Origin of the sequence: Acinetobacter sp. YH18001, from assembly GCF_013416975.1 — a bacterium.
Lineage (GTDB): Bacteria > Pseudomonadota > Gammaproteobacteria > Pseudomonadales > Moraxellaceae > Acinetobacter > Acinetobacter pseudolwoffii.
Genome location: NZ_VPEU01000038.1, coordinates 1 through 26,621, shown reverse-complemented (window position 1 = coordinate 26,621; position 26,621 = coordinate 1). Strand labels below are relative to the sequence as shown.

Genomic DNA, 26,621 nt, shown 5'->3' with positions numbered 1-26,621 from the left:
AGCAGGGTAAAGGAGAAAATTTAACCTAGACAGTCATCTATTTGACAGAAATACAGCGGCTTATTTTTTCTAAGTCAGGAGATATAAATATGATTAAAAAGCGGTGGTGTTAAGTAAGAGAGAAGAAGTAAGTAAATAGAAAATCTTTTTATTTCAATAGTAATTTGAAATATAGTATTTTTTCTATAGTGGAATGCTTATAATTTAACATGTAAATAACACGTAAAAAGAGATAATAATGCAAGGATCTATTTTAGATTATTCAGTGCAGCATAATACCGGTATTATTAGTGGGGATGATCAGAATCGTTATCAATTTACTGGTAGTGAATGGAGAGGCCAAGCGCTACCAGCACGTGGACAACGTGTAGATTTTGAGGTGTTAGGGCAGGGACAAGCCAAAGACGTTTATTTAGTATCGGCTCCTAATCCCTTTACCAATCAAGTCGGGCAAAAAAATCGAATTGTTGCGGCATTGCTCGCATTTTTCTTGGGTGGATTTGGTATACATAAGTTTTATCTAGGTCGTATCGGTTGGGGAATTGTCTATCTAATTTTCTTCTGGACATTTATTCCGGCAATCATTGCATTTATTGAGTTTATTATGTACCTATGTACTTCCGATGAAGATTTTGCACGAAAGTATGGTTAAGTTTTCATTGAGAGAAAGGGCGATATCGCCCTTTCTTTTTGGTCAAGTTATTTGGCAGGCTGCCCCCATTCATTGGTTTCTTGTTTGGTCTCTGTTGCTAGCCAGATAATTAATAAAATACTGCCAATAAGCGGGATAAGTGCAATTAAAAGCCACCAACCGGATTTATTAATATCATGTAAACGACGTATCGTTACTGCTAAGCCTGGAATAAATAACGCTAAAACTACTAAGGCATAAAGTACAAACTCAGTTCCAATGACTGCATCAATAATTTGAGCAATAATTAATAAAATAAATTGGACTAAGGTAAAAAACCAGAATTCTTTACGACGAGCACGCCCTATAAACGTCGCATAATTTTTTAAACACTTTACAAACCAATCAATCATATTGAATTGTTCTTCAGCTTTATTCTGATCAGAAATTTTGTCTAATTGCTTGGAAATATTTTGTACAGGATTGCTGTGACCTAATGCTGTAAAAATTTGAATGGCATTCCCTGTAGGATCGATATCGAAATCCACTTGATCTCCACGAGCAGGCGGATGCTGTCCACGCCATTCTGCACCGGTGAAATTGTACCGATTTTGGTCGTCGCCACTAATCACACCAGCATTATGCTGCACTGAATAATCTAAAATAACCCCTTTCATTTTTTACCCTCTTTCTTTGTGTTTAAATTTATAAATTGTTTTTAAATTCATGTGGATAATATCATAATAGTATATTTAGGCACTTATTTTTTATAATATTTTTAATGTAGATGGTCGGTTTTTTTATGCATTGAATAGGCTATATTTCATATAAAAAATCCCGCTACTGGGGCGGGATTTCACTAAACTTTTTCTTTTTGACTTACCAGCTTAAAGCACCGCCGGTCTGATAATCCGTAACACGCGTCTCAAAGAAATTCTTCTCTTTACGCAAGTCCATCATCTCCGACATCCACTGGAACGGGTTATTCACACCAGCGAACTGTTCAGGCAAACCCAACTGCGCTAGACGACGGTTGGCAATAAACTTCAGATATTCTTCCATCATGCCCGCATTCATACCCAATACACCACGTGGCATCGTGTCACGTGCATATTCGATTTCCAGCATTGTGCCTTCAAGAATCATCTGAATGATTTCTTCCTGGAACTCGGTTGTCCATAGACCCGGGTTTTCGATCTTGATCTGGTTAATCATATCAATACCGAAGTTCAGGTGCATGGATTCATCACGCAAAATGTACTGGAATTGCTCGGCAACACCATTCATCTTGTTACGACGGCCCATCGACAGGATCTGGCTGAAACCGCAGTAGAAGAAAATCCCTTCAAGTACACAGTAGAATGCGATCAGGTTGCGCAGCAGGATTTGATCATTTTCAGGTGTACCGGTTTTGAAAGTAGGATCACTTAAAGACTGGGTATATTTCAGACCCCACGCTGCTTTACGTGCCACTGACGGAACTTCGCGGTACATGTTGAAGACTTCGCCTTCATCCATACCGAGCGATTCGATACAATACTGGTAAGCATGTGTATGAATCGCTTCTTCAAATGCCTGACGCAAGATGTACTGACGGCATTCAGGGTTGGTAATGTGGCGGTAAATCGCCAGTACCAGGTTGTTTGCAACCAGTGAATCGGCAGTCGAGAAGAAACCGAGTGAACGCATGACAATGGTACGTTCATCTTCAGTCAAGCCGTTTTCAGACTTCCAAAGTGCGATGTCATGGTTCATGTTGACTTCTTGCGGCATCCAGTGGTTGGCACAACCGTCTAGATATTTTTGCCAAGCCCATTCGTATTTGAATGGCACCAGCTGGTTCAAGTCGGCACGACAGTTAATCATCGCCTTGTCGTCAACCTGTACACGCTGTGCACCCATTTCAAGCTCTTCCAGACCTGGAGCAACATCAAGTTGTTCTAGGGAAGCAGATGCTCTTGCCAGCGAATCGGTTGGATTTGATCCTCGGTTTTGAGTGGCTCTAAGGGGTTGTGCAGCTGCCACATCCGGCGATGCGTTGCCTGCATCAGATACCATCTGTGAATTAGTCGCTTTTTGCGGCTCGACGGGCGCAGGCTGCTGTTCAGGAGCAGCCGGTTTTTGCGAATCATCTTCGAAATCGTCCCAACTTAGGATAGACATATCAATTCTCTCTACGTTGCTTCATATCTTTTATGAGACATTCAGCTTGGCTGAGATGTCTTACTATACGCTTAATTTGTGTAAGCAAAATTAAGTTTTGTCGATGAATGCTGTGAATTTATACAGCAGCACTATCCTCACTACTTATTTTGCTTACGCTGCTGGCGTAGTTTGAACCAGAAATAAGCAAGTGGTGCGTAAAAGGTAATAGCAAAGGAGATCAGCAATGCCGCAAGTCCTAACATGTAGTTGTGGGTCATATGGGGCATTGAGGTTTCCTTTTACTTTTAGTTTGTGAATCCTAGCCGAAACTAGGATTCACGTTTAAATCATTTTTTAGATGATTTACTAGGCTTGATTGTTTCAGTAACTGTAGTTTTAGGATGCTTTTTTGCATAGCCTTCAGTTACGAAACGACCAGTTCCTGCATCACGAGAAACTTTTTTCGTAGCCATAGAGATAATCTCCATTACAAATTCAAGATGACTCTTACTGGCTCGTTTCTCGAATCGATGATACAATCCGTTCACGCATTTTGTGATGCCAGCCTCGTTGTGACCATCTTGGTATCACTTCGAGATTGAAAGCCTTCTAGTTAGTTTTGACGGACGCTAGAGGGCTTTTTTATTGCCTGAATTTCGTAATCCCCCTAAGTCCCCCTTTGAAAAGGGGGATTTTCTCCCTCCTTTATTAAAGGAGGGTCGGGGAGGATTTAAAACCTGTCAGATTACTGACAAGCCTCACAATCTGGATTGTCAATTGAACATGCCATTGGCACTGGAGCCGCTTGCGCAAAACCTTCTTCCTCTGCAGGAACTTCAGGTTTTTTCGCTTCAACCACTGGAGCGGCTGCTGCAACAGGTGCTGCAGTTGCAGTCGCTTTAACAGCATTTAGTGCGCCAGTGTTAATGGTCGATTTCTCAGCAGAAGTCGCACCCAATGCACGTAGGTAATAAGTGGTTTTAAGACCACGTAACCAGGCCATCTTGTAGGTGATGTCCAGTTTCTTACCGTTCGCACCAGCGATATAAAGGTTCAGAGACTGCGCCTGATCGATCCATTTTTGACGACGTGATGCAGCATCTACGATCCAGCGTGTTTCAACTTCAAACGCAGTCGCGAAGATGGCTTTAAGCTCTTCCGGAATACGGGAAATCTTCTGTACAGAACCTTCGAAGTGTTTCAGGTCATTGACCATCACTGCATCCCAAAGACCACGTTCTTTTAACGCACGTACCAGGTACGGGTTAATCACGGTGAATTCGCCAGACAGGTTTGATTTCACATACAAGTTCTGGAATGTCGGCTCGATTGACTGAGACACGCCACAAATGTTTGAAATCGTAGCAGTCGGAGCAATCGCCATCACGTTCGAGTTACGCATACCGTCTTTTTGAACTTTGGCACGTAACGTGTCCCAGTCCAGACGTTGGGTACGGTCTACTTCAAACATGCGTTCTGGACGAGTTTTCGCAACCAGATCCAGTGAGTCGATTGGTAAAATACCCTGATCCCACAATGAACCTTTAAATGTCTCATAGGTACCACGTTCAACAGCCAAATCACTTGAAGTTGAAATCGCGTAGTACGAAATCACTTCCATTGATTCATCAGCAAACTCAACCGCCGCGTCAGAACCATAGGCCAGATTCATTTCGTATAAAGCATCCTGGAAGCCCATGATACCCATACCGACTGGACGATGTTTCAGGTTTGAATTACGTGCTTGTGGAACAGCGTAGTAGTTGATGTCAATCACGTTGTCGAGCATACGCACAGCAGTTTTTACTGTACGTGCCAGTTTTTCGCGATCCAGTACACCGCCTTGCACGTGTTGAACCAGGTTAATCGAACCTAAGTTACATACCGCGATTTCTTCTTTGCTGGTGTTCAACGTAATTTCGGTACACAGGTTAGAAGAGTGCACTACACCAACGTGTTGTTGCGGTGAACGTAAGTTACATACGTCTTTGAATGTGATCCACGGGTGACCCGTTTCAAACAACATCGACAGCATTTTGCGCCACAAATCTTTTGCACGGATTTTCTTGTGCAGCATGTTTGTTTCTTTGGCAATACCTTCGTAGTAAGCATAACGCTCAGCGAATTCTGCACCGGTCAAATCATGTAGATCTGGGGTTTCAGAAGGTGTGAACAATGTCCATTCCGCATCTTCGAATACACGTTGCATGAACAGGTCAGGAACCCAGTTCGCTGTGTTCATGTCATGGGTACGACGACGGTCATCACCGGTGTTTTTACGAAGTTCCAGGAATTCTTCAATGTCCAGGTGCCAGGTTTCAAGATATGCACAAACTGCACCTTTACGCTTGCCACCTTGGTTGACCGCAACAGCCGTATCGTTCGCGACTTTAAGGAATGGAACTACACCTTGCGACTTACCATTGGTGCCTTTGATGTAAGAGTTTAAAGCACGCACTGGTGTCCAGTCGTTACCCAAACCGCCTGCCCATTTAGACAACATGGCGTTATCACGCATTGCGCCATAAATATCATACAGGTCATCATCAATGGTGGTTAAGTAGCAGCTCGACAATTGTGGACGAAGCGTACCTGAGTTAAACAGGGTAGGCGTCGATGCCATATAGTCGAAGCTAGACAACAAGTTATAGAACTCGATGGCACGTTCTTCACGGTTTTCTTCATTGAGCGACAAGCCCATAGATACACGCATAAAGAACAATTGCGGCAATTCGAAACGTACGCCATCGGAATGGATAAAGTAGCGGTCAAATAAAGTCTGTAGACCTAGGTAGGTAAACTGGTTTGAGCGTTCTGGTTGAATCGCCGCTGCCAGTTTCGCCAGATCAAAGTTAAGCAGTTCTGGTGAAATAAGCTCAAGCTCAATCCCTTTTTTCAGGAAAGTTTCAAGTGCTTCACCTTCATGCGTATCCGTAGGCAGACCCAGGAATTTCAAACCAGTCGCCACCAGATCATCACGCAACAAACGTGCGGTCACATAGGTGTAGTTCGGCTCTTGCTCGATCCGGGTACGGGTCGCCATCATCATAGTGGTGGAGATGTCAGACTCTTTTACACCGTTGTACAGGTTTTTCACGGTCTCATCGACAATGGCTTGTACATCAATTCCTTCAAGGCCCTCTGCTGCTTTAGTAACATGCGCAGTTAAAGCACTTAAATCAAGTGGCTTAAGTTGGCCTTCAGCATCGGTAATTTGCAGGGTCGGATGATGGTGTGCACCTAACTGTTTACGTGCTTCAGAACGTTGTTCACGGTAAATGACATAAGAGCGTGCAACTTTCTGTTCGCCCGTACGCATTAGCGCAAGTTCAACTTGGTCTTGAATTTCTTCGATATGAATCGTTCCGCCAGAAGGTAAACGACGTTTAAAGGTATTCAGTACCATTTCCGTCAGTTGCTCGATACGATCATGGATTCGGCTCGAGTCAGCGCTTTGCTGGCCTTCAACCGCCAAAAACGCTTTACCAATTGCGACAGAAATTTTTTCTGCATCAAAAGCGGCAACATCACCGGTGCGTTTAATCACCTGAAGTTGACCAGGAGTTGAAGTGATTACGCTCATGTTAGCATAGCTCCATTGTCATCTATTTTTATGTTTATGGACCGTTTGAACTGGGCAAGTTTCATGCACAGTGTTTGAGGAATAAACACAAGACCTAGTGGTTTTAAAATTAATTGAACACAAGATACGGGAAAATTTAGGGTAGATCAATATTGACATTTAGCTAAATATTTTTCTTAAGTTTTGCTTTAATCCTTGTAAAAATATCGCTATTTTTATTGATTTTTGTATAAGCCTTATCAGGCAAGGCATAGCATAACAAAGTCCCGGGAAAGTGCTTATAGATAACATTGTGGATAACTAAAAAGTGCTGAATCAAGCAGTCATATTTTGTCCATGTAATAGTTGTGTAAATCACAAATCAGATCTAAATCACTGTTTCAAGCATAGTTGCCCAAAAAATGCACGATAAAATATTACAAAATGCTATGTTGATGTATCAGTTTGGTGAACGCTATCTTGTTTACAATGTAAACGTGTGTATATTGCAAGCATATTAAAAACGTATCTATTGGATTTCAAAAGGATACGCCTATAGCGTAGATCCACCAAATAAGGGGCAATACATGAGCCAAGAAGAAAAGTTACCCAAGATTTTAATTGTTGAAGATGATGAGCGTCTTGCTCGTTTAACGCAGGAATACCTCATTCGTAATGGACTTGAGGTTGGGGTGGAGCCAGATGGTAACCGGGCCATTCGCCGGATTATCGCTGAGCAGCCAGATATGGTGGTGCTGGATGTGATGTTACCAGGAGCGGATGGTTTGACCATTTGTCGTGAAGTGCGCCCGCATTATCATCAACCGATCTTGATGTTGACTGCGCGTACTGAGGACATGGATCAGGTCTTGGGTCTGGAAATGGGTGCCGATGACTATGTCGCTAAACCGGTACAACCACGTGTATTGCTGGCACGTATTCGTGCATTACTGCGTCGTACGGACAAGGTGCCTGAAGATGAAGTGGCACAGCGTATCGAATTTGATGATCTGGTCATCGACAATGGTGGTCGTTCAGTCACTTTAAATGGTGATCTGGTTGATTTTACCAGTGCGGAATATGACCTATTGTGGTTGCTTGCATCAAATGCTGGCCGTATTCTTTCCCGCGAAGATATTTTCGAGCGTTTACGTGGCATCGAATATGATGGTCAGGATCGTTCAATCGATGTGCGTATTTCGCGTATCCGTCCAAAAATTGGTGACGATCCAGAGAATCCGAAGCGTATTAAAACCGTGCGTAGTAAAGGTTATCTATTCGTTAAAGAAACTAATGGTATTTAAGCAAATGTACGTTGTTGCTTGAACGAGCGGGATAAACTATAGGTGTTTAAACACAGTATATTTTTGCGTATATACGCAGGACTCGTCATCCTTGTCGTGTTGGTGGCTGTGTTCGGCTATCTGTTGGTACAGATTATCAACTATCAGCGTGCGCAAGAATATCGTGAGTCTCTGACTGATGGTATGGCCTATATCATCAGTGAGGGTGTCGCGCGCCAGCCAAATCTTCAGCAAAAGATGGATTGGGTTTCCGATGCTTCTGATTTGCTGGAATTGCCAATTCACTATGTAGAAGCCAGTAAGGTGGATATCACCCGTGCTGAAGGTCGCCGTATTGCAGATCGTAAAGCCGTCGTGCGCTGGGATGCCAAAACCGGCATTGCCTATATTGTGGTGGGGCTGCGCGATGACCCGAATCATTACCTGTATATAAAGGCCGACAGTATTACCGAGCGCCAGATGAAGGCGCTTCCGGTCTTTATTCTGGATTATCTGGTCTATTATCCGGGTCAGGAAAAAGAATATCTGTCCGCTATTCAGGATCATTTTTCTTATCCGGTATCGATTGAAAACGTACAGAGCTTACCTTTAGATTCCGAGCAGATCGGGCGCTTGCGTCTTGATCACAGTATTATCCTGTATCGGGATAGTGCCTCAATCCGTGGCACCACCATTTCAATTATTTCGCCAATTCCAGGTTCGACCTCACAAGTCTTGGTGATGGGGCCGGTGCCATTGTTTAACTGGATGCCATTCCAGTTAGCGACTGGTATTACTTTATTGAGCCTGTTTGTGCTGAGTCTGGGGGTGTATGGTTTGCTGGTGCCAATGCAGCGCAAGTTGCGTGAAGTCAGCTATGCCTTAAACAAAATGAAAACCGGTAATATGTCATTGCGTCTTCCTGTAGAAGGAAGTGACGAAATGGCAACGCTAGCCTCTAGCTTTAACAATATGTCTGATCATATTCAGCGCCTGATTGAAGCCCAGCGTGAATTGATGCGTGCGGTTTCACATGAACTTCGTACACCAGTGGCGCGGATTCGTTTTGGTGTGGAAATGATGGCAGATGAAGATGATTACGATTATCGTCTGCAACAGGTCGAACAGATTGATAAAGATATTGAGGCGCTGAATACCCTGATTGACGAGATCATGACCTATGCCAAGCTAGAACAGGGCATGCCTTCGATCGAGTTTGAAAAGGTCAATCTGTTTGAAGTGCTGAATCAGGTAGCTCTGGAAACTGAAGCATTAAAAACCCAGAAAATCATTGAGCTACATTCAATGCCTGATGTGGTGGTTGAGGCAGAACGTCGTTATCTGCATCGCGTAATTCAGAATCTGGTCGGCAATGCGGTGCGTTATTGCGACAATAAGGTGCTGATCAGTGGTGGTCTGGATCAGGATGGTCAGGCCTATGTCTCTGTTGAAGATGATGGCCCGGGAATTCCGGAAGTGGATCGTGCCCGGGTCTTTGAAGCCTTTGCCCGGCTGGATGACAGCCGCACCCGTGCTTCGGGTGGTTATGGTTTGGGTTTATCCATTGTCAGCCGGATTGCGTACTGGTTTGGTGGCAAGATTCACGTGGATCAAAGTCCGAGCTTGGGTGGTGCGCGCTTTATCATGAGCTGGCCTGCACAGCGTTATGTAAAGAAGAGCAAGCGCAAGTTGGCAGAAAAGACTGAGGAAATCAGTGATCATTCAGCTTGATGTTATATAAATGCTTTTGAGTTATAAAAAAACGATGCCTGAGCATCGTTTTTTTTATTGGGGAAGAATTTTATTCCTGAATGGTGGCATCCGGCTCAATCAATGGTTTGCCTTCTTTTAGGCCATGCAGGGCTTCAGGATTGAAGTCGATCATTAGCTTGGTATTTTTTCCATCAATGCTATAGCGCTGGATCAGCCTCTGATCACCAGATAAAGTTTCGACTTTGTATTCATCGGCAATATTCATGATGCCATCCAGATTAATGCTGGAAGAGGCATGATCCTCTTGAAACAGTGCATGAATATCGCGCAAGTCAAAAGCGACCTGACTCATATTGGGGTGTTTCTGAACATAATCTTGGATATGTCGCACCAGTAACTGGGCAAATAAAAAATAATTCGGCTTATGCGAGAAGCGTAGAGACATGCAAGGACTCCTTATTGTTACTTTATTAATGTCATTATGTGGCTTAGAAATACAAATAACATATTCTGAATCAGTCTGTTGGGTGTGTTGCAAAAAGATACAATTGCTTGCCTTGAGTGAGGCTGGGCTTAAAGTGCTGTAATCCAAGTTAAAATGTGAAAATCATGTTAAATATCAAATTAAATCAAAAGCTTTATACGCTGAAAGTTATGGATAGAATAAGTTTTTGTCTGATTTTTCTTTGCTTTGGCCGTGAAAGGGGCTATATCTAAGACAGAGGCCAAGCAAGAATGATCTGAAATGGATTTATTTTTCAGGAATGCTGTTTATAGAAAAATTAATAGAAAATTAAAACTTAATCCAATAAAACGATTAAATCGGATGTTGAGAGATCAAACGCAAATTAAATGCTGAAATGCCTAAAAAATCATCCCAAAGACTAAGGCTTATAAACTAGCAAGTGAAATCCAAAATCAGGTACAATTGGCGGGATTAATTTTGTGTTTGGTGTATTTGAAGGCCAATACATACATTCTTTGTTAACAAATAGGCCTGCCAGGAGTTATCCCCGCATGAGTGCTATTACTCCATACGAATGGGCAATTATTGCCTTCGTGATCGGCGTTACATTTTTATGCGTCTTTATGCTGACCGTCCCATTACTCCTCGGGGGTAAATCATGGGGCCGTGCCAAGCAGGAGCAGTTTGAGTCAGGTGTTGTTGGTGCAGGTGGGGCTCGTATCCGCTTGTCTGCAAAGTTCTATTTAGTTGCAATTTTCTTCGTGGTGTTTGATTTAGAAGCACTTTATCTATATGCATGGGCGGTTTCTGTTCGTGAAGTAGGTTGGATTGGTTTTGCAACTGCAGCTATCTTTATTTTAGTTTTACTTGTTGGTTTGGTTTACGAATTATCCACAGGCGCACTCAACTGGGCACCTTCAGACAAACGTAAAGCCGCAGGAATTAAAGCTAAGATTGGTTCGCCAAATATGGATCTAGCAGAAATTACGCGCTTTAACTCAATTGAAGAATTGGTAATCGACCCTACAGGTCAAATCCCAGCTCAATCCTCTGGTCGTGTGAAAAGCTCACCGGCTAAATCATCTGATAAGGAGTAAGACGGGATGAAATATACATTAACCCGTGCGAATCCGGATGCTGATCAATATCCACTTCAAGAGCGTATCCTTGTAGAAGATCCGTTACTTGAAGAAGAAGTGAATAAGAATGTATTCATGACTCGTTTAGAGGATGTGGTACATACAGCAGTCAACTGGGGTCGTAAAAACTCAGTTTGGCCGTTTAACTTTGGTACATCATGCTGCTATGTAGAGTATGCGACGACCTTAACCGGTGTGCATGACTTGTCACGTTTTGGTGCCGAGGTGATTCGTGCTTCACCGCGTCAGGCGGATTTAATGATTGTGGCGGGTACCTGCTTTGTGAAAATGGCGCCTGTCATTCAACGTTTGTATGAACAGATGCTTGAACCGAAATGGGTCATTTCAATGGGTGCATGTGCCAACTCAGGTGGGATGTACGACATTTATTCAGTGGTACAAGGTGTGGATAAAATCATCCCGGTCGATGTTTATGTTCCCGGCTGCCCACCACGTCCTGAAGCTTTGATTCAGGCATTAATGCTGTTGCAAGACCAGATTCAACTCGAGCGTCGTCCGCTTTCTGCGGTGATCGGTGATGATCTTAAGCCAGTGTATAAGCCAAAGATGATGCCGGAACGTGACCGTAAGAAAGATCAGCGTGTTGCTGTGAAGAACTTGCGCTCTATGGATGAAATTAAATAATTTAAACGACTGGTCTTTTTTGCTGCACCCGCTATGGGTGTAATTGTCGTTTAGGTTGACTGAATTTGTATTAAATAGGAAGCCAAGCCAATGGCTGAAACTGACATTGCTATGCCAGAATCAACACCAGTTGATTCACGCCCAGCATTTGCCATCATTGAAGAACTCAAAACCAAATTTGGTGAGAACTTCTATGTGCAAACGACTTTCGAGGATTTCCCGACAGTCTGGGTTGAGCGCGCACGTGTACAAGAAGTTTTAATGTTCTTGCGTACAGTATCACGTCCTTACGTGATGTTGTTCGACTTGTCTGCGGTAGATGAGCGTCTGCGTACGCACCGCGACGGTTTACCTGCGTCTGACTTCACAGTGTTCTACCACTTGTTGTCGCTCGAGCGTAATACTGACATTCGTATTAAGGTTGCCTTAGCTGAAAGTGATCTGAATCTTCCGACGGCAACCAACATCTGGCCAAATGCCAACTGGTACGAACGTGAAGCTTACGATATGTTTGGGATCAATTTCGAAGGGCATCCAATGCTCCGTCGTATCTTGTTGCCAACCTATTGGGAAGGTCATCCGCTACGTAAAGAATATTCTGCACGTGCGACTGAATATACCCCGTATTTGCAAGACAAGGCCAAGCAGGACTACGAACAGGAACATCTGCGTTTCGTGCCTGAAGATTGGGGTATGAAGCGCGGTAATGCCGATGAAGACTTCATGTTCCTGAACTTGGGGCCTAACCATCCATCTGCGCACGGTGCATTCCGTGTGATTTTGCAGCTGGACGGCGAAGAAGTGAAAGACTGTGTGCCTGATATCGGTTATCACCACCGTGGTGTGGAAAAGATGGCTGAACGTCAAACCTGGCATTCATTCATTCCGTATACAGACCGTGTCGACTACTTGGGTGGTTGTGCACAAAACATGCCTTATGTGATGGGCGTGGAGCAAATGGCGGGCATTACTGTACCGGACCGTGCGCAATGTATCCGTGTGATGATGTCGGAATTGTTCCGTATCAATAACCACTTGTTGTTTATTGGTACTGCAATTCAGGATGCCGGCGGTATGACCCCAGTATTCTATATGTTCGCTGACCGTCAAAAGATTTATGACGCGATTGAAGCGATCACGGGTTACCGTATGCACCCAGCTTGGTTCCGTATTGGCGGTACTGCGCACGACCTTCCAAACAACTGGCAGCACCTCATTCGCGAAATCCTCGACTGGATGCCGAAGCGTATGAATGAATACTACACAGCTGCATTACGCAACTCTGTATTCATGGGTCGTACCCAAGGTGTAGCGCAATATGACGCTAAATCTGCATTGGCTTGGGGTGTAACCGGTACTGGTCTTCGTGCAACAGGTATTGACTTTGACGTTCGTAAATATCGTCCGTATAGCGGCTACGAAAATTACGATTTCGAGGTTCCTTTAGAGTACGAAGGCGATGCTTATGCACGTGTCATGGTTCACTTCCGTGAAATCGAAGAATCACTGAAAATCGTCAAGCAATGTCTAGACAACATGCCGTCTGGTGCGTACAAAGCAGACCATCCACTGGCTGTTCCACCACCAAAAGACAAGACATTACAAGATATTGAAACCTTGATTACGCACTTCTTAAGCGTATCTTGGGGTCCTGTAATGCCGGCAGGTGAAGCATCTGTGATGGCGGAAGTGGTGAAAGGTGCGTCGAACTACTACTTGACTTCAGACAAGTCAACCATGAGTTACCGTACCCGTATTCGTACACCAACCTTCACGCATTTACAGCAAATGCCTTCTGTGATTAACGGCAGCCTCATGTCTGACTTAATCATTTATTTAGCGACCATTGACGTCGTAATGGCTGACGTGGATCGCTAAGGGGTAAACGCATTATGATGATTTTGACTGATAAAAAGCCACGTGTGAACGTTGAAGGGATTTTGACTGCGGACGAAATTCACGATATCGAACATCACATGGGGCACTATCCATACCCACGTGCGGCGTGTCTGGACGCGCTAAAGTGTGTACAACGCCGTAATGGCTGGGTAGATGATGCGCAAATGAATGCCATCGCGCAAATGCTGAGCATGAGCGTTGCAGATCTGGAAGGTGTGGCAACCTTCTATAACCGTATTTACCGTCAGCCGGTCGGGCGTCACGTAATTTTGTTATGTGATTCGATTGCGTGCTTCTTGATGGGTGCGGAAACTTTGGCAGAAGCATTCCAGCGCGAATTAGGCATTCAGTTTGGTCAAACGACTGCAGATGGTCGCTTTACCTTGCTGCCAATTTGCTGCTTGGGCAACTGTGACAAAGGCCCAACCTTAATGATTGATGAAGACACGCACGGTCTGGTTGAAGTGACTTCGGTGAAACAGCTGTTGGAGAAGTATGTATGAATACTGAACCAAAACCAATTTATGGCGACGGTAACCCGGAAACGCATCCACTCACCTGGCGTTTAAGCAAACAAGCGAACGTACGTAATGCAGATGATTACGAAGCGCTCGAAGGTTATGCAGGCTTTAAAAAAGCCCTGTCGATGTCGCCTAAAGATGTATTGGACGTGGTGAAAGCGGCGACTGTTAAAGGTCGTGGTGGTGCAGGCTTCCCGGCAGGCATCAAATGGTCACTAATGGCGCCAAATGACAATTCAGGTCCACGTTACCTGATTTGTAATGCCGATGAGATGGAACCAGGTACCTTCAAAGACCGTTTGTTGATGGAAGATCTTCCACATCAACTGATCGAAGGGATGCTGATCGCGGGTTATACGCTTGAAGCAACCCATGGTTATATCTTTATCCGTGGCGAGTACATCGAAGCGGCTCAGTACTTAAATGAAGCGCTTGAGCAAGTTCGAGCCAAAGGTTACTTAGGGGATAATATTCTTGGTACCGGCTGGAACTTCGAGTTACATGTGCATACCGGTGCAGGTCGTTATATCTGCGGTGAAGAAACTGCATTGATTAACTCGCTTGAAGGCCGTCGTGCCAACCCACGTACCAAACCGCCATTCCCGCAAGTTGCAGGTGCTTGGGGTCGTCCTACGATTGTCAACAACGTAGAGACCTACAACAACTTACCCGCCATCATGCTACGTGGCCCTGAATGGTATATCGGCTTGTCTGCGGGCAAGTCGAAAGATCCAGGTACCAAAATCTATGGTGCATCAGGTAAAGTGAAATTCCCAGGTCTATGGGAATTGCCTTTTGGTACGACTGCGCGTGAAGTGATTGAAGATCACGCGGGTGGTATGCGTGACGGCCTGAAGCTGAAAGCATGGTTACCGGGTGGTGCATCAACGGACTTCCTGGCGGCCGAGCATATCGATCTTCCGATGGATGCGGAAAGCATCATGAAAGCAGGTTCTCGTTTGGGAACATGTCTGCTCATGGTGGTTGATGAAACCCAATGTATGGTTTCAGCAACACGTAACCTAGAAGAATTCTTTGCACGCGAATCATGTGGTTTCTGTACCCCTTGCCGTGATGGCTTGCCTTGGGCAGTGAAAGCGTTAAAAGCGCTGGAAAATGGCACAGGTAAACAGGAAGATATCGATCACTTACAAGAGTTAACGCGTAAGCTTTGGATCGGTAAGACTTTCTGTGCCCACGCACCGGGTGCAATGGAACCGCTCATGGGCGCACTCAAACATTTCCGTGGCGAATTTGAAGCGAAGGTGGTGAATGCCGCTGCTCAAGTTAGCTCCGTAGAACAAGCTTAAGGAATTCGACTATGGCTACAATTCATGTCGATGGCAAATCGTATGAAGTCAACGGCTCGGAAAACTTGCTACAAGCATGTTTGAGTCTTGGCATTGATATCCCATACTTTTGTTGGCATCCGTCCTTAGGTTCTGTCGGTTCTTGCCGTCAATGTGCCGTGACTCAATACGCGAATCCGGAAGATACCCGTGGTCGTTTGGTCATGTCATGTATGACGCCTGCATCTGACAATACCTACATCTCGATTGAAGACAAAGAAGCAAAAGATTTCCGTGCTTCGATTGTTGAATTCTTGATGACCAACCACCCGCACGACTGTCCGGTCTGTGAAGAGGGTGGTCACTGTCATTTACAAGATATGACCGTAATGACGCAGCATGACCGTCGTCGCTACCGTTTCACCAAACGTACCCATTACAACCAAGAGCTTGGCTCATTCATTTCTCACGAAATGAACCGTTGTATCGCCTGTTACCGTTGTGTGCGTTATTACAAAGACTATGCAGGTGGTACGGACTTCGGCGTGTATGCCAACGCATCACGTGTGTATTTCGGTCGTCCAGAATCAGGCACTTTAGAATCTGAATTCTCGGGTAACCTGACTGAAGTTTGTCCAACAGGTGTATTTACCGATAAAACTCATTCGGCACGTTATAACCGTAAATGGGACATGCAATATGCGCCAAGCGTATGCCAAGGCTGTTCTTCAGGTTGTAACATTTCTCCGGGTGAGCGTTATGGTGAACTTCGCCGTGTCGAAAACCGTTTCAATGGTGAAGTTAACCAATACTTCCTATGCGATAAAGGCCGTTTCGGTACAGGTTATGTGAACCGCGAAGACCGTCCGCGTCAGCCACAATTCCGTAAAGGTGCGACTGTAGAAACTGTTTCAGTAGATGCAGCACTTGATACGGTGATTGCAAATATCCAGGACAAAAAAGTTCTGGGGATTGGTTCACCGCGTGCATCACTTGAATCAAACTTCGCGCTGCGTGAATTGGTGGGTCAAGAGAACTTCTCAACAGGTTTATCTCAAAAAGAGCAAAATCTGGTTGAACTTGCAGCTTCAATCATGCAAACCGAGGGTGTTTACAACCCGAATATGCGTGAAATTGAAAGCTATGATGCAGTTCTGATCTTAGGTGAAGATTTAACCCAAACTGCGCCTCGTATGGCTTTATCTGTTCGCCAAGCTGCGAAAAATAAAGGCAAAGAGATGGCAGCGGAACGTCGTACCCAAGAATGGTTGGCTGAGCCGGTACAACGTATTGCTCAAGATGCGAAATCTCCGATTTACATCCTGGCTGCGACACAAACCCGTCTGTCTGATGTTGCCGAAGGCGAAGTAGTTGCTTCTCCAAACGACATTGCACGTTTAGGTTTTGCTGTTGCTGCGGGCGTGAAGGGCGAAGCAATTCTCGGTTTAGATGACGATGCGAAAGCATTTGCACAAACGATTGCCGACACCTTAAAAGCTGCGAAAAAACCATTGATCATCTCGGGTACCAGCTTACAAGATGCATCAATCATGGAAGCTGCTGCACAAGTTGCACAAAATCTGGGTAATGCAGGCTTGACCTTGACAGTTCCTGAAGTGAACTCGATGGGTATGGCAATCTTCGGTGGTCAAAGCTTAGAGCAAGCCTTTGCACAAGATTATGATGCAGTGATCGTGGTTGAAAACGATCTGTATCGTCGTCTACCTGCTGCACAAGTGGATGCTGCACTTTCAGGCAAAGACGTGATTGTTTTAGATCACTCTGAAACTGAAACAGTGAAAAAAGCCGACATCGTGCTTTCTGCTGCAAGCTTTGCTGAAGGTGATGGTACGGTGGTATCGCAAGAAGGCCGTGCACAACGTTTCTACCAAGTGTATGACCCGAGCTACTACAATCCTGAATTGGCAATCAAAGAATCTTGGCGCTGGTTACACGCTCTGGAAACAGGCGTGAAAGGCAAAGCGATTTCTTGGACGTTGCTGGATGATGTGATCGAGTCAGTTGCGAAAAATGTACCTGCTTTAGACGGTATTTTGGATGTAGCACCAGATGCGGGCTTCCGTGTCCATGGTCTTAAAGTAGCACGTGAACCACGTCGTTACTCAGGTCGTACTTCGATGCGCGCGCCATTGTCTGTCCATGAGCCAAAACAGCCAGTGGACAAAGACTCTGCATTAACCTTCTCGATGGAAGGTTATGTCGGAACTCAAACACCTTCAGCACTGGTACCATTTGCATGGTCTGCCGGCTGGAACTCGCCGCAAGCCTGGAACAAATTCCAGGACAATGTCGGTGGTCATTTGAAAGGTGGTGATTCAGGCGTTCGTTTATTCGACCGTTTGGCAAAACTTCCGGCACGTACCTTTGTTGCACCGGCACCTGTTTTGGTTAATGCTGAAAGCTTCCGTCTGGTACCAATGCACCATATCTTTGGTTCAGGTGAATTCACCGTAAAAACACCAGCAATGGAAACACGTATTCCTGAAGCGGTATTTGCGGTCGGTGAACAGGATGCAGCCCGCTTGAATGTTCAAGATGGTCAGACAATGACAGTAAAAGCAGGCGAGACCTCTATTGTTCTGCCTGTACAAGTCATTGAATACTTACCGACAGGTTATATTGGCTACCCAATCGGTCTTGCACCGACGGTATCTCTGGCAGAGCCTGTTTCAGTCGCGGTTGGAGTGTAATTCATGGAACAAGAATTAATCCGTCAAACGCCGTTGTGGGCTGAAAACTGGCCAATCGCCTATTCAGTCATTCAAGCGATCGTGATCTTACTGGTTGTGGTATTGATCGCTGCGTTGATGTCTTTTATTGAACGCCGTTTACTCGGCTTGTGGCAAGACCGTTACGGTCCGAACCGTGTCGGTCCGGGCGGTATGTTCCAGATTGTTGCCGACATGCTGAAAATCATGTTCAAGGAAGACTGGACACCAAAATTTGCTGACAAACTGACTTTCCGTATGGCGCCAGCAGTTGCGATGGCAACTGCTGTGCTGTCATTCATGGTTATTCCTGTTTCACCTTATCTAGGTGTGGCAGACATGAGCATCGGCCTGTTGTTCTTTATGGCAATGGCAGGTATTGCAGTCTATGCAGTACTGTTCGGTGGCTGGTCATCCAACAACAAATACGCCTTACTCGGTGGTTTACGTTCTGCGGCTCAGACCATTTCTTATGAAGTGTTCCTGGGGATCTCGCTGATGGGTGTGGTGGCAATTGCCGGCTCATTCAACATGCGTGAAATCGTTGAAGCACAACGTGATGTCTGGTTCGTAGTGCCTCAGTTCCTTGGCTTCCTGATCTTCGTGGTTGCGGGTGTTGCGGTGACGCATCGTCATCCATTTGACCAACCAGAAGCAGAACAAGAACTGGCTGAAGGTTATCATGTCGAATACGGCGGCATGAAGTGGGGGATGTTCTTCGTTGCGGAATACGTCAACGTAGTACTGATCTCTGCTTTAATCGTGACGTTATTCTTCGGTGGCTGGCTCGCGCCATTCAACCTTGAAATTCCGTTCCTTCCAGCAGCATTCTGGTTCATTATCAAAACAGCATTCTTTGTAATGATGTTCGTGTTGGCACGTGGTTCATTAATGCGTCCACGTTATGACCAGGTAATGAACTTTGGTTGGAAAATTTGCTTGCCATTAGCTCTAGTCAACCTGTTGGTGACTGGTGCCGTGATCTTGTGGTAAGGGCAGGGAGAACAAAATGTTTAAATTTCTAGCTGGATTTGGATCGATTGTTCGTTCGCTTTGGATGGTGTTTAGCCATGTAACGCGTAAACGTGACACGATTTTATATCCAGAAGTGCCGGCCGAAGAAATCGTGCCACCACGTTTCCGTGGTCGTATTGTATTAACGCGTGACCCTGATGGCGAAGAGCGTTGTGTCGCATGTAACCTGTGTGCGGTTGCCTGTCCGGTAGGCTGTATCTCATTACAAAAAGCAGAACGTGAAGATGGTCGCTGGTATCCGGAGTTTTTCCGTATCAACTTCTCACGTTGTATTTTCTGCGGTATGTGTGAAGAAGCCTGTCCAACCACAGCCATTCAAATGACCCCGGATTTCGAACTCGGTGAATATGTTCGTCAAGACCTGGTCTATGAAAAAGAACACTTGCTGATTTCTGGTCCTGGTAAATATCCTGACTATAACTTCTACCGTGTCACCGGTATGGCAGTTGCAGGCAAGGACAAAGGTCAAGCACAGCGTGAAAGTGCACCTGTTGATGTACGGAGTCTATTACCATGATGTGGCCATTTTATTTAATGGCCCTTGTGGCCATTGTCTCTACGGTTCGCGTGGTGACTAACGTGAATCCGGTACATGCTTTATTAAGCCTGATCGTATCCTTGCTTGCTGTTGCAGGCATGTTCATGATTGTTGGTGCGCCGTTCGCGGCTGCCCTCGAAATTATTGTCTATGCTGGCGCGATCATGGTGTTGTTCGTGTTCGTGGTGATGATGCTGAATCTGGGTGAACAAACCGTTGAACAAGAACGTAAATGGTTAACTTCATCGGCTTGGGCTTATCCGGCGCTGATGAGCTTCCTGATCGGTCTGGTACTGGTATGGGTATTAAACTCTGATTACGCACAGCCTTCACTGGTAATGGGTGTGGAAATGGTGGGCCCGAAAGCCGTGGGTCAAGCACTCTTTACGCAGTACTTGTTGTTGGTTGAAGTTGCCGCGATGTTATTGCTTGCTGCATTAGTAGCTGCATTCCATTTGGGTAAACGTGAGCCAGATGCAGAAGAGGAAAAAGAATAATGGGCAACATCCCTTTAGAGCATGGTTTGATCGTTGCATCTATTCTCTTTGCACTGGGTTTTTACGGTGTAATGGTGCGACGCAACCTACTATTTATTTTAATGAGCCTTGAAATCATGATGAACGCTGCTGCTTTGGCGTTCGTCCTGGCGGGCAGTGCATGGGCACAGCCAGATGGTCAGATCATGTTCATCCTGATCCTGACGCTTGCTGCGGCAGAGGCTTGTATTGGTCTCGCGATCGTCCTTCAGTTCTATCATCGCTTCCATCACCTGGATGTAGATGCTGCTAGTGAGATGCGCGGATGAGTTATTTATATCTAACAATTTTATTTCCGCTCATTGGTTTTGTCCTGTTAGCGGCGGGGCGCAACAAGCTTCCTGAAAATGTTGCAGCGATAATTGGTGTCGGTGCAGTTGGTTTATCGGCACTGTTTGCACTGATTGCAGGTCTGGACTTTGTTAACAATGGTAAAGAACTCTATGTTCAGCACCTGTGGACCTGGTTCAATGTCGGTGGTTTTGCACCGGGCATCAGCTTGCAACTCGACGGTTTGTCTTTACTAATGCTGGGCATGGTGACAGGTGTGGGTTTCTTAATTCACATCTTTGCATCATGGTACATGCGTGGTGAAGAAGACTTTGCACGTTTCTTCTCTTACTTCAACCTGTTCGTTGCAAGCATGTTGCTTCTCGTTCTTGGCGATAACTTGGCGTTATTGTTCTTAGGTTGGGAAGGTGTAGGTCTGTGTTCATACCTGCTGATTGGTTATTACTACCAGAACCCTGCAAATGGTCTGGCGGCAATCAAGGCGTTTACTGTTACCCGTATCGGTGACGTATTCCTGCTGATTGCCATGTTCCTGATCTTCCAGCAATTCGGTACTTTGAACATTCAGTACATCGTTGAAAATGCAGCGACTGTAATGACGCAAAGTTCTTCGCTGACCATCTGGACAGCATTGTTATTGTTCTTGGGTGCGGCAGGTAAATCTGCACAGATCCCATTACAAACATGGTTAGCCGATGCAATGGCAGGTCCAACACCTGTTTCTGCATTGATCCATGCTGCGACTATGGTAACGGCGGGTGTTTACCTGTGCTGCCGTCTGTTTGCAGTCTTTGAACTTGCGCCAGAAGTGATGGTGTTTATTTCGATCACAGGTGCGGTGACCTTGCTTGTAGCTGGTTTTGCTGCATTGGTTCAGACCGACATCAAACGTATTCTGGCTTACTCAACCATGAGTCAGCTCGGTTATATGTTTATGGCAGTAGGTGCTGAAGCATACCAGGCGGGTCTATTCCACATGCTGACTCACGCATTCTTCAAGGCACTCTTGTTCTTGTCGTCTGGTGCGGTGATTCTGGCTTACCATCACGAACAAAACATCTTCAAGATGGGCGGTTTGTTCTACAAGAACAAATTCCTGTTTGCATGTTTCGCGATTGGTGGCGGTGCCTTGGCAGCAATTCCATTCCTGACCATTGGTTTCTTCTCAAAAGACGCAATTCTTGCTGCAGTCTGGACGCAAAGTCATATTGCTGGTTTACCAGTGTATAACACGCTGTACTGGGTCGGTGTTGCAGGTGCTTTCTTAACCTCGATTTATACATTCCGTCTAATCTGGGTGGTATTCTTCGGCAAAGAAAACACGCCTTATCATGAAATCAAAGGTGCAACTTACTGGGCGCCACTGGCGATTCTTGCTGTCCTTTCGACAGGTCTGGCAATCGTACTGAAAGCACCCGTGATGAGCATTCTAGATGCAGCCCAAATTCCAGCCTTCATTATTCCTGAAGCGCTTGAAGCAGGTGCACATGGTGCTGAATACATCGCCATTGCTGTTGCATTGACGGGTCTTGTGGTCGGTGTGGTGCTGTTCGCTTTTGCTTACAATGCAGTCAAACGTTTTGCTGCCACTTCTGTGGGTGCGGGTCTGGTCAATATCTGCCGTAATGCATTAGGTTTCGACAAGCTTTATGACCTGATTTTCGTCAAGCCATATTTGCTGTTCGCTAAATTGTTCGGTCGTGATCCAATTGATGGCTTATGGCTAGTACTTCCTGCACTGGTCAAAAGTGGTCACAGCTTTACAAGTTCACGTCAAACCGGTTCACTGCGTGAATATGCATCTAGTATGGGGCTCGGTGTCGTTGTCCTACTGATGATCTTGATCGTGATTCAGGTCGTGGGGAAATAAAATGGAAGCTCCAAACAATATTATTTTGCCGGCTCTGATCCTCATTCCGTTCATTGCAGGTTTCATATGCTGGTTGGTCGATAAACTCGACCAACACTTGCCGCGTTATATCGCGCTAATCGGTATGCTGGTGACTTTGGTTCTGACCATCGTCCTTTGGCAAACTGGTACCTATAACTATGAATTAGGCGCTGCGACACCTTCGTGGGCTGCCGAATTCAAACTGCCTTGGATTCAGACCCTTGGCATTAACATTCACTTAGCCGTGGATGGTTTATCACTTCTTATGGTTGGTTTGACTGCACTCCTGGGTGTGCTGGCAGTCGGCTGTTCATGGGGTGAGATTCAAAAGAACGTTGGTTTCTTCCACTTGAACCTTTTATGGTCTTTGGGTGGTGTGATCGGTGTATTCCTGGCGATTGACCTGTTCCTGTTCTTCTTCTTCTGGGAGATGATGCTGGTGCCGATCTACTTCCTGATTGCCCTTTGGGGTCATAAAGGGGCAGAAGGCAAGTCACGTGTTTATGCAGCAAACAAGTTCTTCATTTACACGCAGGTTGCCGGTTTGGTGATGCTGATTGGTATCCTGGGTCTGGTGACTGTAGGCTATACCATGACTGGCGAAATCCGTTTCGACTACAACTATTTATTAGGTGTGGCGAATACGCTTGACGCTCAGGTTCCAGCGCTTGCTTATGCATTCATGATCTGTTTATTCATCGGTTTTGCGGTAAAACTTCCAGTTTTCCCATTACACGGCTGGTTACCAGATGCGCATGCGCAAGCACCAACAGCGGGTTCTGTTGACCTTGCAGGTATCTTGATTAAAACTGCGGCGTACGGTTTATTGCGTTTCGTGATTCCGTTCTTCCCGGCAGCTTCGGCTCAGTTTGCAGATATCGCGATCATTCTGGGTTTAATCGGTATCTTCTACGGTGCTTGGTGTGCTTTCCAGCAAACCGACATGAAACGCTTACTGGCGTATACATCTATTTCCCACATGGGCTTTGTTTTACTTGCGATTTACGCAGGTAACATCCTGACCTTCCAGGGTCTGATGATCATGATGTTGGCACATGGTATTTCCTCTGCTGCACTGTTCATTATGTGTGGTCAGGTATATGAGCGTGTGCATACGCGTGACATGCGTTTGATGGGGGGGATGCGTGGTCAGTTCCCGTATCTTGCATTCTTCCTGATGTTCTTTGTTGCGGCGCTTGTCGGTATTCCAGGTCTGGGTAACTTCATTGGTGAGTTCCTGATCTTGATGGGTGCTTATGCACAATTCCCGGCGTTCACTATTCTTGCGGCAATCAGTCTGGTCTTTGCAGGTCTGTACGGTCTAATCCTGATTCACAAAGCCCTGTTTGGTGTGCCAAACGAAGCGCAAAAACAGCACTATACACATCCGTTAAAAGATCTGAATGTACGTGAAATCGCGTTATTGTTGATCTGTGCGTTTGGTCTACTTTGGCTTGGTCTATACCCACAAAGCTTCCTTGATGTGTCTAACTCAAGCATGGCGTGGTTAGCGAATAGCTACATTCCAGTTCAAGAAGTGGTTGAAGTTGCTGATCAGGTAACGACTCAACTTGAAAATGTGGAGATCCAATAAGCCATGAACTTCACAATGTCTTTTTCTGAGCTTATGCCGCTCGCACCTGTGATGATCGTGTCGTTAACTGCGATCGTCGTGATGTTGCTGACGGCAATCAAGCGTAACCATAATCTTGTTGCGACGACGACTGTTGTTGGTCTGAACTTAGCAGCGTTCTATATCATTTTCGTTCTGTTGGCAGGCACATTTGCACCTGCCAATGTGATGAATCTGTTCATCGTAGATCCATTTACGATGTTGTACCAGTTTGTGATTCTGATTGCTGCACTTGCCTGTAGTACCTTGTCACACGCGTATATCGAAACTTATAAAGATAACCGTGAAGAGCTGTATATCTTGATGTTGATATCCGTCGCGGGTGCAATGTTAATGGTGGCAAGCTCGCACTATGCATCATTCTTTATTAGCCTTGAGTTGATGTCGATTCCTGTATACGGCCTGTTGGCATATACACATCAACGTTCTCAATCGCTTGAAGCAGGTGTGAAATATCTGGTGCTTTCAGCAACTGCGTCTGCAATGCTGCTGATGGGTATGGCCTATATTTATGCCTACACAGGTACTTTAAGTTTCGTTGCTGAACCGGGCAAACTGTTTACTGTATTCAGTCAGCCAGCTGTGATAATTGGTCTGGCCTTAATTGTATTTGCTGTGGCATTTAAATTATCGCTGGCACCATTCCACAAATGGACACCAGACGTCTACGCAGGTGCACCAGCACCAATCGCGACTTTCCTTGCGACTGTGGCAAAAGTGGCGATGATTGGTCTGTTTGTTCGTTATGTTTTGTCTTCAGGTTTAATCCTGGCAGACAGCTTCGTAACGATCATTTCGATTATTGCAGTATTGTCGATTCTTGCAGGTAACTTGCTGGCTGTTCGCCAAGTGAACCTGAAACGTATTCTGGCATACTCTTCAATTGCGCACTTTGGTTATTTGCTGGTTGCCATCGTCAGTTCACGTAATACCGATTTCTTACAGGTTCAAGGTTTTGCGACTTTTGAAAGTGTAAACGTGTATGTGATTACTTATGTATTAACCACGATTGGTGCTTTCGGTGTTGTGACGCTGATGTCGAGTCCGTATAACAATACGGATGAAGCGGGTAGTCTGGCTGAATACCGTGGTCTGTTCTGGCGCCGTCCAGTCCTGACTGCTGTATTAACCGTAATGATGCTGTCTCTTGCAGGTATTCCTTTAACTGCCGGCTTTATCGGTAAGTTCCTGGTGATTAAAACTGCAGTTGCAGGCGAGGCTTGGTTCCTGACTGCAATGGTGATCCTGGGTTCAGGTATTGGTTTGTACTACTACCTGCGCGTGATGGTCGTGCTGTACATGACACCACCTGAAACACCACGTCTAGATGCGGTGAATCATTGGGGGCAAAAAGTCGGTGGTATCATGGTATTACTTGCTGCACTTGCGGTACTTGTGATTGGTGTTTATCCAGATCCAGTGATTGCGATTTCTAAATATGCGTTCTTCGCAATATCACCTGAATTACAGCAATTCATTTTCACTTTGGTTCAAAGTGGTTTTAACTAATATCTGTGAAGATTGACGTTATTACAAAAAAGCCTCCATGATTGGGGGCTTTTTTATTTATACAAATCAATAAAAGCCTTTATAATAGCGGAAATTTATCTTTAACCTTTTAGGTGTTCTCCTGTGGCAATTCATGAAATCCGTCATCCGCTCATCCGACATAAGCTCGGTTTACTCCGTCGTGCAGATATCAGTACCAAAAACTTCCGCGAGTTAGCTCAAGAAGTGACCATGCTTCTGACTTATGAAGCGACTAAAGACCTGCCAATGGTTGAACATGATATTGATGGCTGGAATGGTGCTGTCACAGTTGACCGTATTGCCGGTAAAAAAATCACGGTTGTGCCGATTCTACGTGCCGGTATTGGCATGCTGGATGGTTTCTTAAACCTGATTCCAAGTGCAAAAGTATCTGTACTCGGTTTAGAGCGTGATGAAGAAACCCTGGAAGCCCGTACTTATTATAAAAAACTGGTTCCAGACGTACAAAACCGTATCGCGATGATCATTGATCCGATGTTGGCGACAGGTTCTTCTCTTGTAGCTGCAATTGATGTGCTCAAAGCCAGTGGCTGTAAAGACATTCGTGTTATGGTTCTGGTTGCCGCACCGGAAGGTATTAAGCGTGTAGAGGCTGCACATCCTGATGTGATCATGTTCACTGCATCAATCGACAGCGGTTTAAATGAAAATGGTTATATCGTTCCGGGTCTTGGTGATGCTGGCGATAAAATCTTTGGTTCAGTTCAGAAAGACTGATTTTTGAACAGGACGAAAAAAGGGGCTACTACAGCCTCTTTTTTATATAATGTAGATCGGGCATTTTCAGCATAGGACAACAGCATGAAAGATGAATTATATCAGGGCAAAATCAAACAGTACGACCCTGCAAAAGGTTTTGGTTTTATTGGTTCAGCTGAGGGAGATGTGTTCTTCCATATTTCAGACTTTCCTGCGGCAGAAGGCGAGCCAAAGCGCAATGAACGTGTGAAATTTAATGTGGTAGAAAATGGCGATAAGTATAAAGCCATTAAGATTGAACGCTGTTGTTTTTGCTCAAGGAGCATCTTGATTTTGGATTGTTGAATCTGGGTTGCTTTTAAATCATCTTTAAGCTGATTCAGTTGTTGTTGTGCCTGTTGCAGCTGTTGATCTTGCAGCTGGTT

24 protein-coding genes are annotated in these 26,621 nt (G+C 45.3%); 18 read left to right on the top strand and 6 right to left on the bottom strand.

The features are described from left to right. The first annotated feature begins 238 nt into the window (after nt 1-238). On the top strand, nt 239-652 hold the full coding sequence (locus tag FTV48_RS11375; protein ID WP_005169598.1) for a TM2 domain-containing protein: 414 nt from the start codon (nt 239-241) through the stop codon (nt 650-652). 47 nt (nt 653-699) lie between these two features. Here FTV48_RS11375 and FTV48_RS11370 read toward each other — a convergent pair whose 3' ends face one another. From FTV48_RS11370 to FTV48_RS11360, 5 genes are all read right to left on the bottom strand, one after another. Then, nucleotides 700-1,308, bottom strand: coding sequence for a DUF805 domain-containing protein (locus FTV48_RS11370; protein WP_005169600.1), 609 nt, complete (start codon nt 1,306-1,308; stop codon nt 700-702). A gap of 202 nt (nt 1,309-1,510) precedes the next feature. After that, the gene (locus FTV48_RS11365) at nt 1,511-2,794 is read right to left on the bottom strand and encodes a ribonucleotide-diphosphate reductase subunit beta (RefSeq protein ID WP_004645882.1); all 1,284 of its coding nucleotides are present in this window, start codon (nt 2,792-2,794) and stop codon (nt 1,511-1,513) included. A gap of 140 nt (nt 2,795-2,934) precedes the next feature. Continuing rightward, nucleotides 2,935-3,063 carry a hypothetical protein gene (locus tag FTV48_RS15215; RefSeq protein ID WP_005169615.1) on the bottom strand — a complete coding sequence of 43 codons (129 nt, stop codon included), beginning with the start codon at nt 3,061-3,063 and terminating at the stop codon, nt 2,935-2,937. Nucleotides 3,064-3,123: 60 nt separating this feature from the next. Continuing rightward, nucleotides 3,124-3,249, bottom strand: a complete 126-nt coding sequence (locus tag FTV48_RS14980) for a hypothetical protein (protein WP_004732081.1) — start codon at nt 3,247-3,249, stop codon at nt 3,124-3,126. 272 nt (nt 3,250-3,521) lie between these two features. Next, a complete protein-coding gene (locus FTV48_RS11360) occupies nt 3,522-6,359 on the bottom strand; it encodes a ribonucleoside-diphosphate reductase subunit alpha (protein WP_180000391.1) in 2,838 nt (945 codons plus the stop codon). 566 nt (nt 6,360-6,925) lie between these two features. On the opposite strand from FTV48_RS11360, the gene bfmR reads away from it, so the two are divergent. Both bfmR and bfmS read left to right on the top strand, forming a co-directional pair. After that, nucleotides 6,926-7,642, top strand: coding sequence for a response regulator transcription factor BfmR (gene bfmR / locus FTV48_RS11355; RefSeq protein ID WP_005097931.1), 717 nt, complete (start codon nt 6,926-6,928; stop codon nt 7,640-7,642). Nucleotides 7,643-7,684: 42 nt separating this feature from the next. After that, complete coding sequence (gene bfmS / locus FTV48_RS11350; RefSeq protein ID WP_005097929.1) at nt 7,685-9,352, top strand: sensor histidine kinase BfmS; 1,668 nt, start codon at nt 7,685-7,687, stop codon at nt 9,350-9,352. Between the two features lie 70 nt (nt 9,353-9,422). Here the strand turns inward: bfmS and FTV48_RS11345 are convergent, their stop codons facing one another. Next, the gene (locus FTV48_RS11345; protein WP_005097927.1) at nt 9,423-9,779 is read right to left on the bottom strand and encodes a hypothetical protein; all 357 of its coding nucleotides are present in this window, start codon (nt 9,777-9,779) and stop codon (nt 9,423-9,425) included. Between the two features lie 572 nt (nt 9,780-10,351). Here FTV48_RS11345 and ndhC point away from each other — a divergent pair. From ndhC to FTV48_RS11270, 15 genes are all read left to right on the top strand, one after another. Next, entirely contained in the window at nt 10,352-10,897 is a 546-nt protein-coding gene (gene ndhC, locus FTV48_RS11340; protein WP_005097926.1) for an NADH-quinone oxidoreductase subunit A, read from the top strand. Nucleotides 10,898-10,903: 6 nt separating this feature from the next. Next, nucleotides 10,904-11,584 (top strand): NADH-quinone oxidoreductase subunit B family protein, encoded by a 681-nt coding sequence (locus tag FTV48_RS11335; protein WP_005097925.1) that lies wholly within the window; start codon nt 10,904-10,906, stop codon nt 11,582-11,584. Nucleotides 11,585-11,674: 90 nt separating this feature from the next. Continuing rightward, the gene (gene nuoC, locus FTV48_RS11330; protein WP_005097924.1) at nt 11,675-13,462 is read left to right on the top strand and encodes an NADH-quinone oxidoreductase subunit C/D; all 1,788 of its coding nucleotides are present in this window, start codon (nt 11,675-11,677) and stop codon (nt 13,460-13,462) included. Nucleotides 13,463-13,476: 14 nt separating this feature from the next. After that, complete coding sequence (gene nuoE, locus FTV48_RS11325) at nt 13,477-13,986, top strand: NADH-quinone oxidoreductase subunit NuoE (protein WP_004280775.1); 510 nt, start codon at nt 13,477-13,479, stop codon at nt 13,984-13,986. Further along, the gene (nuoF, locus tag FTV48_RS11320; RefSeq protein ID WP_074383464.1) at nt 13,983-15,314 is read left to right on the top strand and encodes an NADH-quinone oxidoreductase subunit NuoF; all 1,332 of its coding nucleotides are present in this window, start codon (nt 13,983-13,985) and stop codon (nt 15,312-15,314) included. The genes nuoE and nuoF overlap by 4 nt, the downstream gene beginning before the upstream one ends. Nucleotides 15,315-15,325: 11 nt before the next feature. After that, nucleotides 15,326-18,004, top strand: a complete 2,679-nt coding sequence (nuoG, locus tag FTV48_RS11315; protein ID WP_180000389.1) for an NADH-quinone oxidoreductase subunit NuoG — start codon at nt 15,326-15,328, stop codon at nt 18,002-18,004. Between the two features lie 3 nt (nt 18,005-18,007). Beyond that, on the top strand, nt 18,008-19,015 hold the full coding sequence (gene nuoH / locus FTV48_RS11310) for an NADH-quinone oxidoreductase subunit NuoH (protein ID WP_005097920.1): 1,008 nt from the start codon (nt 18,008-18,010) through the stop codon (nt 19,013-19,015). Between the two features lie 16 nt (nt 19,016-19,031). Then, a complete protein-coding gene (nuoI, locus tag FTV48_RS11305) occupies nt 19,032-19,574 on the top strand; it encodes an NADH-quinone oxidoreductase subunit NuoI (protein ID WP_005097919.1) in 543 nt (180 codons plus the stop codon). Next, on the top strand, nt 19,574-20,092 hold the full coding sequence (gene nuoJ, locus FTV48_RS11300; RefSeq protein ID WP_180000393.1) for an NADH-quinone oxidoreductase subunit J: 519 nt from the start codon (nt 19,574-19,576) through the stop codon (nt 20,090-20,092). The genes nuoI and nuoJ overlap by 1 nt, the downstream gene beginning before the upstream one ends. Further along, entirely contained in the window at nt 20,092-20,400 is a 309-nt protein-coding gene (nuoK, locus tag FTV48_RS11295; RefSeq protein WP_004280769.1) for an NADH-quinone oxidoreductase subunit NuoK, read from the top strand. The genes nuoJ and nuoK overlap by 1 nt, the downstream gene beginning before the upstream one ends. Beyond that, the gene (gene nuoL, locus FTV48_RS11290) at nt 20,397-22,292 is read left to right on the top strand and encodes an NADH-quinone oxidoreductase subunit L (protein WP_005097915.1); all 1,896 of its coding nucleotides are present in this window, start codon (nt 20,397-20,399) and stop codon (nt 22,290-22,292) included. Before nuoK ends, nuoL begins: the two co-directional genes overlap by 4 nt. A 1-nt stretch (nt 22,293) precedes the next feature. Beyond that, nucleotides 22,294-23,907, top strand: coding sequence for an NADH-quinone oxidoreductase subunit M (nuoM, locus tag FTV48_RS11285; protein WP_074383462.1), 1,614 nt, complete (start codon nt 22,294-22,296; stop codon nt 23,905-23,907). A gap of 3 nt (nt 23,908-23,910) precedes the next feature. Beyond that, nucleotides 23,911-25,455 carry an NADH-quinone oxidoreductase subunit NuoN gene (gene nuoN, locus FTV48_RS11280; RefSeq protein WP_074383461.1) on the top strand — a complete coding sequence of 515 codons (1,545 nt, stop codon included), beginning with the start codon at nt 23,911-23,913 and terminating at the stop codon, nt 25,453-25,455. 123 nt (nt 25,456-25,578) lie between these two features. Beyond that, complete coding sequence (gene upp, locus FTV48_RS11275; protein WP_005097912.1) at nt 25,579-26,214, top strand: uracil phosphoribosyltransferase; 636 nt, start codon at nt 25,579-25,581, stop codon at nt 26,212-26,214. Between the two features lie 84 nt (nt 26,215-26,298). Beyond that, nucleotides 26,299-26,541 carry a cold shock domain-containing protein gene (locus tag FTV48_RS11270; RefSeq protein ID WP_180000387.1) on the top strand — a complete coding sequence of 81 codons (243 nt, stop codon included), beginning with the start codon at nt 26,299-26,301 and terminating at the stop codon, nt 26,539-26,541. Nucleotides 26,542-26,621 lie beyond the last annotated feature (80 nt).